Source organism: Pannonibacter sp. Q-1, from assembly GCF_054073275.1.
Map to the genome: position 1 here is coordinate 331,564 of NZ_JBSXNB010000003.1, position 15,444 is coordinate 347,007.

Annotated in this window: 17 protein-coding genes and 1 tRNA gene; 3 read left to right on the plus strand and 15 right to left on the minus strand. The window is 66.0% G+C overall.

What is annotated here, in order from left to right:
• Window positions 1-220: 220 nt before the first annotated feature.
• On the minus strand, window positions 221-883 hold the full coding sequence (locus ACVNHC_RS09485; RefSeq protein WP_457167071.1) for a flagellar hook assembly protein FlgD: 663 nt from the start codon (window positions 881-883) through the stop codon (window positions 221-223).
• Window positions 884-937: 54 nt separating this feature from the next.
• Window positions 938-3,085 (minus strand): flagellar hook-length control protein FliK, encoded by a 2,148-nt coding sequence (locus ACVNHC_RS09490; RefSeq protein WP_457167072.1) that lies wholly within the window; start codon window positions 3,083-3,085, stop codon window positions 938-940.
• A 389-nt stretch (window positions 3,086-3,474) separates the two neighbouring features.
• On the opposite strand from ACVNHC_RS09490, the gene mnmA reads away from it, so the two are divergent.
• Window positions 3,475-4,659, plus strand: a complete 1,185-nt coding sequence (gene mnmA / locus ACVNHC_RS09495; RefSeq protein ID WP_457167073.1) for a tRNA 2-thiouridine(34) synthase MnmA — start codon at window positions 3,475-3,477, stop codon at window positions 4,657-4,659.
• Window positions 4,660-4,710: 51 nt separating this feature from the next.
• Here mnmA and ACVNHC_RS09500 read toward each other — a convergent pair whose 3' ends face one another.
• Both ACVNHC_RS09500 and ACVNHC_RS09505 read right to left on the minus strand, forming a co-directional pair.
• On the minus strand, window positions 4,711-5,007 hold the full coding sequence (locus tag ACVNHC_RS09500) for a helix-turn-helix domain-containing protein (RefSeq protein ID WP_457167074.1): 297 nt from the start codon (window positions 5,005-5,007) through the stop codon (window positions 4,711-4,713).
• Window positions 5,004-5,342: a type II toxin-antitoxin system RelE/ParE family toxin gene (locus ACVNHC_RS09505; RefSeq protein ID WP_457167075.1), complete on the minus strand. Its 339-nt coding sequence runs from the start codon at window positions 5,340-5,342 to the stop codon at window positions 5,004-5,006. The genes ACVNHC_RS09500 and ACVNHC_RS09505 overlap by 4 nt, the downstream gene beginning before the upstream one ends.
• Window positions 5,343-5,830: 488 nt before the next feature.
• Here ACVNHC_RS09505 and ACVNHC_RS09510 point away from each other — a divergent pair.
• Window positions 5,831-5,907 (plus strand) — tRNA-Met (locus ACVNHC_RS09510).
• Window positions 5,908-6,134: 227 nt separating this feature from the next.
• Window positions 6,135-6,605 carry a hypothetical protein gene (locus tag ACVNHC_RS09515; protein ID WP_457167076.1) on the plus strand — a complete coding sequence of 157 codons (471 nt, stop codon included), beginning with the start codon at window positions 6,135-6,137 and terminating at the stop codon, window positions 6,603-6,605.
• 93 nt (window positions 6,606-6,698) lie between these two features.
• Here ACVNHC_RS09515 and ACVNHC_RS09520 read toward each other — a convergent pair whose 3' ends face one another.
• The 11 genes from ACVNHC_RS09520 to ACVNHC_RS09570 form a co-directional block, all read right to left on the minus strand.
• Window positions 6,699-7,064 carry a GNAT family N-acetyltransferase gene (locus tag ACVNHC_RS09520; RefSeq protein WP_457167077.1) on the minus strand — a complete coding sequence of 122 codons (366 nt, stop codon included), beginning with the start codon at window positions 7,062-7,064 and terminating at the stop codon, window positions 6,699-6,701.
• A 129-nt stretch (window positions 7,065-7,193) separates the two neighbouring features.
• The gene (hypE, locus tag ACVNHC_RS09525; RefSeq protein ID WP_058899198.1) at window positions 7,194-8,216 is read right to left on the minus strand and encodes a hydrogenase expression/formation protein HypE; all 1,023 of its coding nucleotides are present in this window, start codon (window positions 8,214-8,216) and stop codon (window positions 7,194-7,196) included.
• Window positions 8,217-8,263: 47 nt separating this feature from the next.
• On the minus strand, window positions 8,264-9,400 hold the full coding sequence (hypD, locus tag ACVNHC_RS09530) for a hydrogenase formation protein HypD (protein ID WP_050474655.1): 1,137 nt from the start codon (window positions 9,398-9,400) through the stop codon (window positions 8,264-8,266).
• Window positions 9,397-9,687 (minus strand): HypC/HybG/HupF family hydrogenase formation chaperone, encoded by a 291-nt coding sequence (locus ACVNHC_RS09535; RefSeq protein WP_050474654.1) that lies wholly within the window; start codon window positions 9,685-9,687, stop codon window positions 9,397-9,399. The genes hypD and ACVNHC_RS09535 overlap by 4 nt, the downstream gene beginning before the upstream one ends.
• 3 nt (window positions 9,688-9,690) lie before the next feature.
• Entirely contained in the window at window positions 9,691-11,178 is a 1,488-nt protein-coding gene (locus ACVNHC_RS09540) for a sigma-54-dependent transcriptional regulator (protein WP_457167078.1), read from the minus strand.
• A 13-nt stretch (window positions 11,179-11,191) separates the two neighbouring features.
• Entirely contained in the window at window positions 11,192-12,097 is a 906-nt protein-coding gene (gene hypB / locus ACVNHC_RS09545; protein ID WP_457167079.1) for a hydrogenase nickel incorporation protein HypB, read from the minus strand.
• Window positions 12,097-12,438 (minus strand): hydrogenase maturation nickel metallochaperone HypA, encoded by a 342-nt coding sequence (gene hypA / locus ACVNHC_RS09550; protein ID WP_050474652.1) that lies wholly within the window; start codon window positions 12,436-12,438, stop codon window positions 12,097-12,099. Before hypA ends, hypB begins: the two co-directional genes overlap by 1 nt.
• Window positions 12,431-13,327 carry a hypothetical protein gene (locus ACVNHC_RS09555; protein WP_457167080.1) on the minus strand — a complete coding sequence of 299 codons (897 nt, stop codon included), beginning with the start codon at window positions 13,325-13,327 and terminating at the stop codon, window positions 12,431-12,433. Before ACVNHC_RS09555 ends, hypA begins: the two co-directional genes overlap by 8 nt.
• On the minus strand, window positions 13,327-14,181 hold the full coding sequence (hybE, locus tag ACVNHC_RS09560; RefSeq protein WP_457167081.1) for a [NiFe]-hydrogenase assembly chaperone HybE: 855 nt from the start codon (window positions 14,179-14,181) through the stop codon (window positions 13,327-13,329). Before hybE ends, ACVNHC_RS09555 begins: the two co-directional genes overlap by 1 nt.
• A complete protein-coding gene (locus tag ACVNHC_RS09565; RefSeq protein WP_457167082.1) occupies window positions 14,178-15,014 on the minus strand; it encodes a hydrogenase expression/formation protein in 837 nt (278 codons plus the stop codon). Before ACVNHC_RS09565 ends, hybE begins: the two co-directional genes overlap by 4 nt.
• Entirely contained in the window at window positions 15,011-15,442 is a 432-nt protein-coding gene (locus ACVNHC_RS09570) for a thioredoxin domain-containing protein (RefSeq protein WP_050474667.1), read from the minus strand. Before ACVNHC_RS09570 ends, ACVNHC_RS09565 begins: the two co-directional genes overlap by 4 nt.
• Between the last annotated feature and the right edge of the window lie 2 nt (window positions 15,443-15,444).

Here is a 15,444-nt window from a genome sequence, read left to right on the forward strand (position 1 = left end):
TCTGTGGGCCATTCCCGGCCCTCCCCGTTCCCTCCGGCGGCAAACAAAAAAAGCGCAGGAGAAAACTCCCGCGCTTCAGATCTGCCGGATTGCGCCTGCCCTGTGGCAGGCCGGACTTATAGCAAGGCTCTGAGATGCTGACGCATCACGCCTTGAAATTGCTCAAGCGCCGCACGGGCCTGAGCAACTGCCGGTGAGTGATTCTCACCGGCAGCTGGTCTTAACTCGCCTTCGCGACCGACGTGACCGAGCTGACCGGGATCGAGACGCCGCCGATCTCAAGATAAGGCGTGCCGCTCGACAGATCGACGCGGTCGACAACACCGGATATCTGCGTCGTCGGTGTCACCTTGTTCCCGGCTGCATTCGACAGCCTGAAGGACACCGTATAGGCCCCATCCGGCATGACGGAGCCAGTGGCGGTCTTGCCGTCCCAGGTGAAGGTGTTGTTGCCCCTGTTGAACTCCACCGGCCCTTCATAGACCTTGGCGCCCGCGGAATTGCGGATCTCGACAGTGCCCGATGCCGCCTCTGAAACATTGGCCTTCCAGATTGCCTCGCCATTGGTCAGGACGCTGCTGGCGCCGGATGCGGTGACCTGGGAACCAAGATAGTTCACATAGGAGGACGCCTGCCCCGCCTGCATCATGGCAATCAGGCTTTCAAGGTGCTGGTTGCTCTTGATGGCCTGTTCAACGCTGGAATATTGCACCAGCTGCTGGGTGTATTGCGAGGCATCCAGAGGCTCGAGCGGGTCCTGATTCTTGATCTGCGTGGTCAGCAGCGTCAGGAACAGGTCATAGCTGCCAAGCAGGGTCTGCTTGCTGGCTGCGCTGGAGCCCTGGGCCGCAGCGGCTGCGTTGTTCGTGGAAACCGTCGCCATTCTCTTCACTCCTGACACCGGCGGCCTGCAGCCAAGCCGGAGTTTGCACGCATACTAGATCCGGATATCGACGCCGCTGCGCCCGTTCTGGCGGTAGAGCTGCACCACGCGTTCGCTGATGCCGCGCTCTGCTGCCTGCCCGTCCTGTCCCTGCTGCTGATCCTGACGGCCGGACTGGCCGGAGCCATTGCCCTGCCCGTCACCGGAAAAGGCAAACTGGCGGCCACTGCCCTCGTCACGCAGTGAAAACTGCAGCCCGCCCTGCTCGGCCTTCAGACCGATCTGCTCCAGCGCCCGCTCAAGGCCCTTCTGGTCGCGCATGAACATGTCCAGCGTTTCGGACTTGTCGACGATGAGGTGAGCTTCGACTTCACCGCCGGCCTTGACCCTCATATGCACCTCGATCCGGCCGAGCTCCGGCGGATCGAGCCGCATCTGGAACCGGCTCTGCCCGGCGCGGGACTGCAGCTGGATCTGTCCGGCAATCTGGCTGGCGGCAGCCTGGGCCTGTGCCTGCGTGGGCACCTGCCCGGACACAGATGCCTGCGCCGTGCCCGCACTCGTTGCCGTTTGCCCGTCAGCCCGGCCAAAACCGGTAAAATCCATCCGTCCGGCGCGGGCATCCAGTGCCACGGCCGGGTCCGATCCCTTGTCCGCCTCTGCGTCATCCGGCGCAGCAGCGTTTGCGGCAGCCTGACCGGCGTTGACGGCAGCCGATGCGCCCGCCAGATCAGCCGCCTGCGTGCCCTTGGCTCCGGCGGCCTGCATCCCCGGCTTGTCAGACGCAACCTCATCCGCAACGCGATAGCGGCTGCCAGAACCATCCTTGTCCGCAGCCCGCTTCTGAACCGCCAGCTGCACAGCCTCGTCAGCCTGAGCTGTCTGCGCGGCCGTTCCCGCAACTGCCTTGGCCGTCAGGCTGCTGGCAGCCGCATTTGCGACAGCACTGGCCACCGCCTGCTGGGCCACGACCTCGGGCCGGGCAGCGGGAGCCCCGGCAACATCATCCGCACCGGCAGCAATGGCAAAACGCAGCGTCTCGACCCCGTCCGGCTGGGCATCAACCGCAGGAGCTGCCGTTGCGGCCACCGGCTGGGACGCAGCACCGTCTGCTGCCACAGGCGTGCCAGCCGGAGAAACCGGCTGCGGACGCGCCTGAGCCTGGGTCTCAACCTGGGGCGCAGCAGTTGCCTGAGGCTGAGACTGTGTCTGGGCCTGAATCTGGGCATCAGCGGAACCGGTAGAACCTGCCCTGGCGGCCACCGCCTCACCCTGGGCAGAGCGTGCAAGCGCTGCCAGAACATCCGGCTCCAGAGCTTCAGCCTCGCTGGCTGTGAGCCCTGCAGCGGCAAGCGCCGCCTCAAGACCGGCGCCCGCCTGCGGCCAGGCAGTTGTCAGCTGCTGAACCACCTGCGGCGCAGCGCCCGGAGCGGGGGCAGATCCGGCATCAGCACCAGCAGGAGCCACCGGTTGCGCGGCCACGGGGGCCTTGCCCGCCTCAGCGGACGGCATATCCCCGCCAGCAGGCGCAGGGGGCGCGGAAAGAGACGCATCAACCTGCGGCCGGGCCATGCCGGGCTGCACCTGCGGCTGCCCGCCCGTCTGCGGCAGATCCGGCAAGGCCGGGGTGATGCTGCCGCGCAGGCCATCCGCGCCATTGAGCGCACCATCCTGAAGGCCATTCTGCACGGGAGCAGAGACAACCGGCTGCGGCGCCGGCAGAGGCGCGGGGATGACGAATGCCACCACCATCGCCGCCGCATCCGCGGCCTCAACACCGTCTTCGCCATCCGGCACCGGCGCATCCACAACCGGCAGACCATCAGATGCAGTTTCACCGGTCGCAGTGCCGGGAACCGGAGACGGCAACTCACCGGGAGCTGCAACCGGCACCTGAGGCAGGGGCACAGGCAGCGCCGCATCCGCATCAATGGCCGCAGGCTCCACCACGGCGCCGGGCTGCAGCACCTGCAGGCCCTGCGCATCAATGGCCTTCTGCGCCGGAAGGCTGCCGGAAGCAGACGCATTCACCGGCACAGGCTGCGCACCCGCAAAGGGCGACCCACCGCCTTCAACGCCAGCGCTTGCCAGAACACCGGCGAAGACACCCTCCGCCGCCTGACCGCCAGCCGAAGTCCCGGCGCCTGCCCCAGCAGGCGCGCCCATGCCACCAAGATCGATCCGAAGCTGAAATGCCTGCACGGCAACCCTCGACGCTTGCCCACAAGGGGCGGATTTATCCTTGCCAGTCAAAAGCAAGGACGGGGCCAGTTTCAGCACCCGAAAATTGTTGTTTTGAATCAAGAAAATGACCGGTGGACGCCACTTCCCTCACGCCCTCAGCCCGGCAAATCCTGCCCGGCACGGCAAGGCTTGCCCGGTCACTTGCACCTTTTGCCGGGCCGATTGGCAGCAGCGCGCCTTGCCTGTATACTGCCCCTCATCTCCCGGACGGCCTGACCGCAGTTCCGCCGGGCTGCCTGCGGCACATGCGGGACAGCCTGACCTTCGGCATTGCTGCAGTCATGCCCTTCCGGCCAACGCCCATCCCGCCCCCGGCCCTTGACCCCGGCGGAACGAGAGGACGCAAAATGCTGAATACCCTTCATCTGCCGAAGCCCCCGGCAGAGACCCGTGTCGTTGTCGCCATGTCCGGCGGCGTCGACTCTTCCGTTGTCGCAGGCCTGATGAAGCGCGAGGGCTATGATGTCATCGGCATCACCCTGCAGCTTTATGACCATGGCGCCGCCGTGCACCGGGCAGGCTCCTGTTGCGCCGGGCAGGACATTCACGATGCCCGCCGCGTGGCCGAGCGCCTCGGCATTCCCCATTACGTGCTGGACTATGAGCGCCGCTTCAAGGAGCAGGTGATCGACCGTTTCGCCGACAGCTATCTCAACGGCGAAACGCCGGTGCCTTGCGTCGCCTGCAACCAGACGGTCAAGTTCTCCGACCTGCTGGCCACCGCCCGCACGCTGGGTGCCGATGTGCTGGCGACCGGCCATTATGTGCGCACCGCGCCCGGCGCTGACGGCCACCACCAGATGTTCCGCCCGGCGGACCTTGACCGCGACCAGAGCTACTTCCTCTTTGCCACCACGCAGGAGCAGCTGGACTTCCTGCGCTTCCCGCTCGGCGGCATGCCCAAGGCCGAAGTGCGCGAGCTGGCCCGCGAATTCGGTCTGTCCGTCGCCGACAAGCAGGACAGCCAGGACATCTGCTTCGTGCCCAAGGGCAAATATTCCGATGTGATCCAGAAGCTGCGGCCCGATGCGCTGGAGCCGGGCGACATCGTGCATCTGGACGGGCGGGTGCTGGGCCGGCACGAGGGCATCATCCACTACACCATCGGCCAGCGCCGCGGCATTGGCGTTGCCACCGGCGATCCGCTCTATGTGGTGCATCTGGATGCGGCGCAGAAGCGCGTGCTTGTCGGCCCCAAGGAGGCGCTCGCCACCCGCACGCTGGAACTGCGCGACCTCAACTGGCTGGGCGCAACGCCTGCCACGGAGGGCATGCGCGCCGAAGTCTTCGCCAAGGTCCGCTCCACCCGCCCGCCAACCCCGGCGGTGCTGACCATCACGGATGGCGTGACGAAGGTGGAGCTGACAGACGGGGAAACCGGCGTTGCGCCGGGGCAGGCCTGCGTCTTCTATGACAGCGACGACAGCAGCGCGCAGGTTCTGGGCGGCGGCTGGATCGCCCGCGCCAGGCCCCTCGGCCTCACCAGCCCCGCCTTCACCCGCGAGGAAAACCGGACGCTGCCGGCAGCGTGAGACTGTCTTCCTCTCCGACCGCTGCGGGCGGAGAGGAAAACCCCGGAAGCATCAGGCGGGTTCGCGCACCTGCATCTCGATGCGCAATCCCGCTGCGGCTGCCATATTCACCAGCGCATCAAGACCGAACAGATTGATCTTGCCGCGCATCAGGTCAGACACACGCGGCTGCGTCACGCCAAACATCTGCGCGGCCTGCGCCTGATTCAGTCCGGCACGCTCGATATGGCTCTTCAACGCCATCATCAGCGTGGAGCGAAGCTTCATGTTCTCCGCTTCTTCCGGCGTGTCTTCGATGGCGTCCCAGACACTGGCAAACCGCTCACTGGCAAACTGCGGCTCATTCATCGGCCCTGCTCCTTCAGCAAATCGCGGTAACGCTTCGCCGCGAGATCAAGATCGGACTTTGCCGTTTTTTCCGTCTTCTTCTGAAAGCAATGAAGCACGTAAACAGCATCAGCAAACCTGGCGGCATAGATGACGCGGAACGCACCGGACGCATCGCGGATCCGGATTTCCTTCACCCCTTGCCCCACCGTGTTCATCGGCTTCCAGTCATCCGGCTCATGACCGCTTTGCACCCGGTCAAGCTGATACCCCGCTTCCCGCCGCACCTCTGGCGGAAAGGCGCGCAGGTCATCAAGAGAGCTGCCGCAGAAAGCGACTGGTTTGGATCCCGCCATAATCCAAGTATACAAAATCTTGTATAAAAGACAAGCTGCAACAAGGTCTCTGTCAGCTCATCCGCAAACCGCGCCACACCCACCGCGCCGTCCCGGCCTCCGTGCCGGGACCTGTTGTGGGCGCAAAGCCCTCGCCCGCCGCACCATCCGCGCCGGAGGGTCATCCATACAATAAACTGAGTAAATCATGCATACGGTGCCACATCGCGCCTGCCGCATCAAAAGCCAGGCAACGCCATGGGGGCAACCGCTCCAAGGCACCAGAAATCCGCCAGTTCCCCCAAGCTTGACGGACAGCTTCACCGCCGTCATCCACAGGCGGAACAGCCGCTTGTGCCGCCTGTCAAAATCCCGTCGAACCCCGCTTGACAGGAACCCCCGCCCCTTCCTATAAGCTCCCCACACCGGCGCCACCGCGCCGCGCTCAAGCCTCTGCCCGCCGGACAGCACCAACCGCTCCGGCCCGATGAAACGGCAGACGGACGGATGGCGGAGTAGCTCAGTTGGTTAGAGCAGCGGAATCATAATCCGCGTGTCGGGGGTTCGAGTCCCTCCTCCGCTACCAAACTTAATTGAAACTTGTAAATTTTTGCTCCTTCATGACTGATAACTATATCTGGTCACGGGATCGCCTTTAGTTCGCGAATACATTTCGATACAGCACAGTCTCAAAATATGCTAAATTGATGATCTTGATTGCTCAGCCTTCCGAAATATTCGCTGAGCTGCGCTCAATAACTCCGACGCGACGAAAACGGGTGAGTAGTGGCTGAAAAATCTGAGATTGGCGATATGAAAGACATCGACATGACGGCGGCCAACGCTCTTCCTGCACGCGGCCAAGAATTGATGTGTATCATGACACGGTTTGAGTATGCGTTAAAGGAAATAGGCTACGGGAAGTCAGGTAATAATAGAGCTGTCGAAGCCAATTGGGACGAATTCGCAAACAAGGAACTGAAGGCTGTTTTCTTTGAGCAAATTAGAGAAAATAGTATTGCGCCAAATATCCTTCTCAAGCCGCCCAGCCGACAGATTTTGAGGGATCGCTCGTTAGATTGGGAAGCAACCGCACAGCCTAATGACATTCAGTCATTGATCGGTGCAGTGCGTCGTGTCCGCAACAATCTCGTACATGGCGGCAAGTCCGGAGATAAGGACTCCGACCGGAACGACCTTTTAGTTGCTGAAGCCATCGAAATTTTGAAGCACGCACTACTCGAGCACAACGACCTGCGTGCAGCATTTGAAGGAACATGGTAAGAGCCAATGACGCAACCCCTTTAGCCTAATCCGATCCGTGGCAGACGCAAGCCCAGACCCAACCTATGGGACTACAAGCTCTACGGCCTCTCCCTACCCCAACATCTGCCTTATCGTCCCAACCGGCAAGAACATCCGCAGCGGATTTGACGGCAGCACCTGGAAACCATAGCCCGCATAGAGCCTCATCCGCCGTTCGACGAGGTGGGGGTTGCCGTCATCGAGAACATCAAGCACAACAACAGCGATCCCCAGATGCTCCGCAGCTCGGGCGACGCGCAGCAGAGCATCGACCAGAAGGTCGCCGCCGTAGCCCTGACCAGCATAGCGCTGGTCCACGCCGATCATGGACAGGAACGCCGCCGGAATGGATCCATGCGCAGGCCGGGTGCGGGCGTATTTCGCCGGCAGGTCCCGATAGTCGATCGCATGGGCATTGAGCGCATAGAAGCCGGTCACTGCACCGTCTGGGGCAGTCATCGCTGAGCCCTTCCCTCTGGCTGACCGCCGGCGGGCTTCAGGCCTGAGGCTGGTGCTGACCCGCGCTTCCCTCTGCCCGGCAGGTCCGGGCTTTCAGCGACCCGGGTGCTAGCAGATGCGCGGCAGCTGTTCGCCGACCAGCATGTCTACGATGCGCATTCCGCCGAAGGGCGTGGTCATGCGCACCTGGCCCGGATGGGCGGCGCTCGCCCGGCCGATGGCGGCCGCACCGCGCCCCTCGGGCCGCGCGCGCATGGCCGCCAGGGCGGCGGCGGCCTCCTCCTGCGGAACGAACAGGACAAGCGTCCCCTCGTTGGCGAGATAGAGCGGGTCAAGCCCGAGGATTTCGCACATGCCGCGCACTTCCTCGCGCAGCGGCAGGGCGGTTTCCTCGATGACAATGCCAACGCCGGCCGCCGCCGCCATCTCGTTGAGAGCGGAGGCAAGGCCGCCACGGGTGCAGTCGCGGGCCGCGCGCGTTCCCGGCGCGGCAGCGATCACCGCCTCCATGAGATGGCCAAGGCCGGCACAGTCGGAGCGGATGTCGGAGGACAGGGCAAGATCGCCGCGCGCCGCCAGGATCGCGGCGCCATGATCGCCGAGGACGCCGTTGACGATGGCGACATCGCCGGGCTGCAGGAGGCTTGCGGCCAGTTCCCGCCCCGGCGGGATGATCCCGACCCCGGCCGTGGTGACGAAGACCCCGTCGGCCGCGCCGCGCCCCACGACCTTGGTGTCGCCGGTGACGATGCGCACGCCGGCCTTGTCCGCCTCCGCGGCCATCGCGGCAACGATGCGGCGCAGCAAGGCCACTTCCGTTCCCTCCTCGATGACGAAGGCGGCCGAAAGCCAGAGCGGCCGCGCACCGCCGACCGCAAGATCATTGACCGTGCCGCAGACCGCCAGATGGCCGATGTTGCCGCCGGGAAACTCCAGCGGCGTGACGACGAAACTGTCCGTCGTGAAGGCGAGACGGGCACCCGGCTCGGCAAGGGCCGCATGAGCAAGGCGGGCCTGGTCCTCCATCCCCGGTGGATCGAACACGCCGGTGAACACGTCCTCGATCAGATCGCGCATGGCCCGGCCACCGCCGCCATGGGCCAGGGTCACATGCGTATCGCGAAGCGCCATTCCTGCTCCCGCCTTTCTGCCACTGTCTTGTCTGTACGCCGCCAGCCTCAGGAGGCCAGCGCCCGCGCCCCGCCATATTGCCAATAGGCGGCGCAGGCGCCTTCCGAACTGACCATCAGGGCGCCGAGCGGCGTCTCCGGCGTGCATTGGGTGCCGTAATGGGGGCAGGCCGTCGGCTTGATACGGCCGGTCATGACCGACCCGCAGGCACAGCCTTCCGGCTCGGCGATGCGGCGGCTCACTGCGCCATATCCGACGCCGAACTTCGCCTCCGCGTCATAGGCCGCATAGGCCGGGCGGATGCGCAGGCCCGAGGCCTCGATCTCGCCAAGACCGCGCCACTCGAAACTCGGGCGCCGCTCGTAAACATCGGCGATGGCGGCGAGGCTGGCGGGATTGCCCTCCCGCGGGACGACGCGGGCATACTGGTTCTCCACCTCGGCCCGCCCTTCGGCGATCTGCCTCAGCACCATCAGCACGGACTGCAGCAGGTCGAGCGGCTCGAAGCCGGCGACGACGATCGGCTTGCCGAACTCCTGCGCGATGAACGCATAGGGCTCCAGCCCGATCACCATGCTGACGTGGCCGGGGCCGACAAAGCCGTCGAGCCGCATGTCCGGGTCCTGCAGCAGGACGCGAATGGGTTCCGGCACGGTGATGTGATTGCAGAAGACCGAGAAGTTCTCCAGCCGCTCCCGCGCCGCCTGCTGCAGCGCCAGCGCCGTCGAAGGGGTGGTCGTCTCGAAGCCGAGACCGAAGAAGACGACCTCCCGGTCCGGGTTGCGGCGGGCAAGCTCCAGGGCATCGAGCGGCGAATAGACCATGCGGATATCGGCGCCGCGCGCCTTGGCCTGCAACAGGCTGCCACGGGAGCCCGGCACCCGCATCGCATCGCCGAAGGTGGTGAAGATCACATTCGGACGCTCGGCAATCTCGATACATTCATCGACACGGGTCATCGGCAGCACGCAGACCGGACAGCCGGGCCCATGGATGAATTCGATTCCCTCATGCACCAGCTTGTCGAGGCCATAGCGAAAGATCGCATGGGTGTGACCGCCGCAGATCTCCATGATGTGCAACGGCTTTTCCCGCGTGGCGCCGATCCGGCCGGCAAGCCGGGCGATTTCGGCGAGCACGGCTCGCGCCGCCAGGGGATCGCGAAACTCCGAGGCAAACTTCATGTCCGTTCCTCCAGGGCACGCTGGCCCTCCGCCATCGCATCAAGGGCCTCCTGCACCTCGCCAAGGTCGCGCAGGGCAGCAAGCGTCCGGGCCGCCTCGTCCTCGTCGATCAGGGCCATGGCAAAGCCGACATGGATGAGCACCCACTTGCCCACCAGACTGTCGAGCGAGGTGCCCATGACGCAGGTGACATTGACCTCGCGCCGGACACCGGACACTTCGGCAAGCGCCATCAGCCTCTCGGGATCGGTGATCGCAACGATTTGTCCGGGAATGCCGAGACACATGGTCTAGTCCTCCTCTTCTTCGCCGCGCCCGCTCGGGTCGGCGATGCCGTAGCGGTCGAGCTTGGCCCTGAGGCCAACCCGGCTGAGGCCGAGTTCCGCCGCCGCCCGGCTCTTGTTCCAGCGATGGCGGGTGAGGGTTTCGCGCAGGATGCGCGTCTCCACCTCCTCCACCCGTTCCTTCAGCGTCGTGTCGCCGGTCAGGAGCATGTCGAGCGCCGCGTCGCGCTCGGCCTGAAGCCCGCCGGGCATCGCCTGCAGGATATGCCGGGAGATCAGGTCCGCCCCCAGCACATCGTCCTGGGCAAACACCAGCATGCGGGTGACCTCGCCGGTCAATTCACGCAGATTGCCGGGCCAGTCATAGGTTTCCAGAAATTCCAGCGCCGCATCGGTGAAGCCGCGGACCGGCTTGCCATGGGCGATGGAGAGATCGGCGGCGATCTGCTGCGCCAGGATGGCGATGTCGCAGCGGCGCTGGCGCAGCGGCGGAACGATGATGCGTCCGACGGCGAGCGCATGATAGAGGCCCGGCAGGAACTGGCCTTCCGCCACCCGTGCCGCCAGTTCGTTGGTCGCCCCTGAGATGAGGCGGACATTGGTGTCGATGAGTTCCTGCCCGCCGAGCGGCGTGAACGTGCCTTCGGAGACGACCCGCATCAGCGCCAGCTGAATCTCGGGCGAGGCCGTCTCCAGCCCGCTCAGATAGAGCGTGCCGCGATCGGCCCGCTGCATCAGCCCGACGCGATAGGTGCCCCCCGGCAGCACGCCGCGCTTGGCCCCGAACAGATGCAGCGCCGCCAGTTCCGACGGCACGCCGGTCAGGTCGAACGTGTAGAACGGCTTGTCCGACCGCAGCGAGCCCAGATGCATCGCCCGCGCGATCCGGCTCTTGCCGGTGCCGGCTTCGCCGGTCAGCAGCGCCGGCAGGTCGAAGCTGGCATAGCGCCGCGCGTGATCGATCACCTGGTTCATCGGCGAGGCCGGAGCGCAGCTTATGGTCTCGAACCCCGCCCCCTCGCGCAGCGCCTTGCGCCGCCGTTCCAGCCGCTCCTTCGCGATGTTGGTGAGGTAGCGCATTTCCAGCACCAGCCGCTCGTTCTCGCGGGCAAGCTGAAACAGGCGCACTGCATTGCGCGCGGCGATCATCAGATGGTCGGGATGCCAGGGCTTGGTCAGGAACTGGTGGATGCCGGCGTCGTTGATCGCCGCCATCATGGCACCGGGATCGGTATAGCCGGTGATGATGACGCGCACCGTCTCCGGCCAGCGCTCCCGCACATCCGCCAGGAACTCCACGCCGGAGCGGCCGGGCATGCGCTGGTCGCAGAAGATCGCGTGCACCCACTCCTTCTCCAGCGTCTGCAGCGCCTCCTCGGCGCCCGGCGCCGTCAGGATGTCGAACTCGTCCTCAAGCGCCATGCGCATCGCGGTCAGCGAATGCGGCTCGTCGTCGACGAGAAGCAGGGTTGGACGGGATGAGGGAGCTTTCATCTCGCGCGGCCTTTCACGAGGCCCTGGCCAGGCGCTTCTCGGCGCGGCGCGCGGCGAGCCAGGCAAGCCAGGCCTCCATTCCCTCGCCGGTGCGGGCCGAGACGAACAGCACCTCGATCAGCGGGTTCACCCGTTTCAGGTTCGCCTCATAGGCCTCAAGCGAGACGTCGCAATGCGGCGCAAGATCCGTCTTGTTGACCAGCGCAAGGCGCGCGGCAGTGAACATGTCGGGATATTTCAGCGGCTTGTCCTCGCCCTCGGTCACCGAGAGGATCGCCACCTTGGCATCCTCGCCGAGATCGAAAGCCGCCGGGCAGACAAGGTTCCCGACATTCTCGATGAACAGCAGGCTGTCGGGCGCGAGCGGCAGGTCGTCCATCGCATGACCCACCATATGGGCATCGAGATGACAGCCCTTGCCGGTGTTGATCTGGATCGCCCGCGCGCCGGTCTCCCGGATGCGGTCGGCGTCGTTCGAGGTCTGCTGGTCGCCCTCGATCACGGCGAGCGGCGTTGTTCCGAGTCCGCGGATGGTGCGGCACAGCAGCGTCGTCTTGCCGGAACCGGGTGACGACACGAGATTGACCGCGTAGACGCCGAGCGCCTTCAGCACCCGCCGGTTGCCGGCGGCATGGCTGTCGTTCTTCGACAGGATTGCGGTCTCCACCGCGATCAGCCGCTCCTGCGACAGGCCGGGCACGGAAACACCTGCCGGCCCCGTGCCGTAGTGATGGTGGTCATGATCGTGATGGTGATGGTCATGGTGGCCGTGGTCATGAGAATGGTGATGATGATCGTGATGGTGGTGACCATGACCATGACCATGACCATGACCATGACCATGATCGTGAGGATGATGCTCGCCGATCGGCACGCCGTCCTTCGTCACGCTGTCGCCGCAGCCGCAAACCGTGCACATTAGTTCACCTCCAGGTCTTTGATCCGCATTTCATCCCCGCCCACGGGCAACAGCCGCCCGCCGCCACAGCGCGGACAGGGCGCCAGCCGGTCGTCGAGATCGACCTCGGCGGCGCAATCGAAGCAGGTCGCCCGGCCGGGCAGGTCGATGATCTCCAGCCGGGCGCCGTCGGCAACCCCGCCCCGCATCACCACGTCGAAGGCGAAGTCGAGCGCGGCCCGCTCAACGCCGGCGAAGCGCCCGATTTCCAGCCGCACCACGGCGACCCGGGAAAAGCCATGCGCCTCGGCCTGTCCTTCGATCACCTGGCGGATGCCTTCGCAAAGCGACATCTCATGCATGGGTCACCTCCTCCACCTCGAACCGCTCGCACGGATTGAGCAGTCTGACCACCACCGGCGCAAGACAATGGCGCGACGGCGCGAGGCGCGCCAGGGCGCGTTCGATCGCCCCGCCGGGCGCGGTCAGATCATCCGTCGGCGTCAGCCGATCGAGCCGGGTCAGCAGACCGCCGCTCGCGGTCGCGGTCAAGGCATAGGTGCCACGCGCGGCTGGTACCAATGCGCAGGACGGTGCGGCCAGTCCGGCGGCAAGGTGTCCGGGCACAGCCAGCGCCAGCAGGTCGGCCACAAGGCCGAGAGCCTGCCAGAGAGGCCCGTAACCGTAGCACCGGGCGGCTTCGGCCAGCACCGGATGCGTTGCCACCCGCGCCGCCGGCACATTCAGCGCCTCGCCGGGGCGCGGAGCCGCGCTGCGGCCGAGCGGCGGCAGGCCCGGATCCGCCTCCCCCGGTGGAAAGGCTTCGGCGATGCGCCGCATGAGTGGCGACACGCCCTCGCCCGAGGCCAGCCATCCCGGCAGGTCGCCTGCGGCAAAGCGCTCCGCCGCCCCGCCAAGCAGGGCGGCTTCGAGATCGCCGCGCGGCGGCGCCTGCGGTGCAAGCCCCAGCAGCGGCGGCAGATGGACGAAAACCTGAGCGAGGTGATCGGTCCGGATCTCGGCCGCAAGACCGGCTTGATCTGGCGCACCGAGCCCGAGAGCGAGGTCCAGCGCGCCCAGATGGGCACAACGGCACAGGCCGAACAGGCGGCCAAGGAACTGGCGCGCCTCGGCCACCGGGCGGCCGAGCAGCAGGGCTTCCACCGGCATGGCGGGCGCGCGGGCAAGGCGGGCTTCGAGCCCGTCCCCCCGACGCCTCAGCAAGATGGTCAGGCCCTGCCCGCTCATCATCAGTCGCGCTCCCCCGTTTCGGGCGCCGCGGCAACGGGCGCAGGCTCGCTGGCTAGGCCGGCAGTGATCAGCCGGCGCCGGCTTGGCGCCGTCTCCGTCACACCCTGTTCACCGGCGGGATCCCCCTCACTGCCCGCCTCGGGCATCCCGGGCGGCGGCGCCAGTTCGGCCTCACGCGCCGCCCGGATGTCGGCCGCGCGGTTGGTCTCGTCCCGGTTCGCCGGATCGAACAGCGCCATCATCACCGCCCGCGCAACGTCCTGCGCCTGCATCTGGCTGTTGAAGTCGCCCATGGGCGAGAACAGCGAACAGGCCTTGTAGCCGCCGGTGAGATCGCGCCGGTTATGCAGGAATTCGTAGTCGCCCGACGGGAAGCCGACGACCTCCTTCGTGCCCTGCACCAGTTCGCTCCAGTCGTCGCCGGGCCCCGGCAGCAGCACGAGGTTCATGAACCAGGGCGTGATCAGCACGCCGAGCGGGCGCCCTTCATGCAGGCGGAAGCCGATCGCCTCGACATGCAGCGCCTGATTGATCAGCGGCACGTCGCGCATCTTCGACAGCCAGACGTCCTTGAAGTCGGCGACCAGCATCGCCGTGCGTCCGGCAATGTCCTGTTCGGCCATCAGGGCCGGCGAGCCCGGATCCTCCCGCACCATGAACTGGTGCTTGGGGGCATCGCAGCCGGGACATTTCCAGTCCTCCGGCAGCGCCTGGAACGGGGTACCCGGCAGCACCTGCCGCGTGTCGTCCCCTTCCGCCGGATAGTAGGGCGTCCAGCAGATCTTGCATTCCATGATCGCCAGCGGACTGATCCGGTCGTTGGCGCCGAGATAGGATCCCTCGAACCGGGTCATCGGATCGCCTCCAGAACCTCACGGATGCGCTGGCCGCTGTCGGCAAGATCCTCCGGGGCGGCCAGCGCCACTTCGGGAATGGCCGTCACCTCGAATGTGTCGAGGATCAGCGTGTCCATCGAATTGAAGAACTGCACCCGCCAGACCTGCGGCAGGGCGCAGGCGCTGATCCGGCAGTTGCCGTAGCCGCGCGACAGGATGGTCACGGCCCCTTTGCCGAGCGCCGCATCCAGCCACAGGAGATCCTCCTCCGTATGCGGCAGCAGCGAGAGATTGACCACGTGCGGCATCCCGCCGGACCGCCAGTTTGCGGACTGGTCCGCCAGTTCCGCCAGCAGGGCGGGCGCGTTGACGACGCCGGCCGGGCGCGGCGCGGAGAGCATCGGCGCCGGGGCTCCGCTGCCATGGGCGCGCCGGACCGCCTCGGCCGGGACAGGGCCGACCTCGATGCGGTCGATGCCCGCCCCCGCCAGCATCCAGACCCCGGCGAACACGCTTTCCTGAACCATCAGGGCCGGCACGCCCCTCAGCTTCATGGACACTTCGCCCTGTCCGAGCGTTTCGGCCATCAGAGCCCGGCTCGCCGGGTCCATGGCCGACAGGTCGAACTCGGCGCGCTCGCCGCCAGCGGTGGCGGCGATCTCGCAGGCCCCGGCGATATCGGCCAGCGTCTTCAGGGCCGGCGTGACCTGCGAGGGATCTCCCACCTCGGGCAGATGCGGCACATAGGTGCGCATGCCCGACGGCAGCGCCATGTAGGACAGTTCCTCGTCGTCGAGGGGCTGCGAACCCGGCCCGAACCCGGCCGGAGGAAACAGGAATCCGTTGCTCATTGCATCCGCTCCGGGGTTCTGAGGCCAAGCAGGCGCGGCAGGTGCACCATGTAGTCGTCCCAATCGCGGATCTTCTGGATCGATCCGAGATAGGTCCCTTCTGCAAAGAACAGGAAACCCGGCGTCTTCAGGGCCTTGAAGGTCTCGCGCACCTCCGCCTCCACCGCGTCATCGACGAGCGCGCAGTCGAACACGCCCTGAAACGCCATGCGAAGTTCCGGCAGGATCACCGCAGCATCGGCGGTCTCCAGATTGCGAACCGGATTGCCCGGAACGAGAAGGCAGTGGGTTCCGGGCCGGGCCGTGAAGGCTGAGACCTCGTCAAGGCTTGCCAGCAGCGGCCAGCCCAGATCGTCGACGAGACGGCGCAGAAGCGGATGAGAGAGAGAGGCGCCGGAGGCAAGAGCAGCACCGGATGGATCGTGCATGA

Bases quoted from the DNA above. Each gene is read 5' to 3' on its own strand.
- hypA (WP_050474652.1), bottom strand. From the start codon at position 12,438: ATGCATGAGATGTCGCTTTGCGAAGGCATCCGCCAGGTGATCGAAGGA.
- ACVNHC_RS09505 (WP_457167075.1), bottom strand. From the start codon at position 5,342: ATGGCGGGATCCAAACCAGTCGCTTTCTGCGGCAGCTCTCTTGATGAC.
- ACVNHC_RS09565 (WP_457167082.1), bottom strand. From the start codon at position 15,014: ATGAGCAACGGATTCCTGTTTCCTCCGGCCGGGTTCGGGCCGGGTTCG.
- mnmA (WP_457167073.1), top strand. From the start codon at position 3,475: ATGCTGAATACCCTTCATCTGCCGAAGCCCCCGGCAGAGACCCGTGTC.
- ACVNHC_RS09570 (WP_050474667.1), bottom strand. From the start codon at position 15,442: ATGCACGATCCATCCGGTGCTGCTCTTGCCTCCGGCGCCTCTCTCTCT.
- ACVNHC_RS09535 (WP_050474654.1), bottom strand. From the start codon at position 9,687: ATGTGTCTCGGCATTCCCGGACAAATCGTTGCGATCACCGATCCCGAG.
- hypD (WP_050474655.1), bottom strand. From the start codon at position 9,400: ATGAAGTTTGCCTCGGAGTTTCGCGATCCCCTGGCGGCGCGAGCCGTG.
- hypE (WP_058899198.1), bottom strand. From the start codon at position 8,216: ATGGCGCTTCGCGATACGCATGTGACCCTGGCCCATGGCGGCGGTGGC.
- hypB (WP_457167079.1), bottom strand. From the start codon at position 12,097: ATGTGCACGGTTTGCGGCTGCGGCGACAGCGTGACGAAGGACGGCGTG.
- ACVNHC_RS09515 (WP_457167076.1), top strand. From the start codon at position 6,135: ATGAAAGACATCGACATGACGGCGGCCAACGCTCTTCCTGCACGCGGC.
- ACVNHC_RS09500 (WP_457167074.1), bottom strand. From the start codon at position 5,007: ATGAATGAGCCGCAGTTTGCCAGTGAGCGGTTTGCCAGTGTCTGGGAC.
- hybE (WP_457167081.1), bottom strand. From the start codon at position 14,181: ATGACCCGGTTCGAGGGATCCTATCTCGGCGCCAACGACCGGATCAGT.
- ACVNHC_RS09540 (WP_457167078.1), bottom strand. From the start codon at position 11,178: ATGAAAGCTCCCTCATCCCGTCCAACCCTGCTTCTCGTCGACGACGAG.
- ACVNHC_RS09485 (WP_457167071.1), bottom strand. From the start codon at position 883: ATGGCGACGGTTTCCACGAACAACGCAGCCGCTGCGGCCCAGGGCTCC.
- ACVNHC_RS09555 (WP_457167080.1), bottom strand. From the start codon at position 13,327: ATGATGAGCGGGCAGGGCCTGACCATCTTGCTGAGGCGTCGGGGGGAC.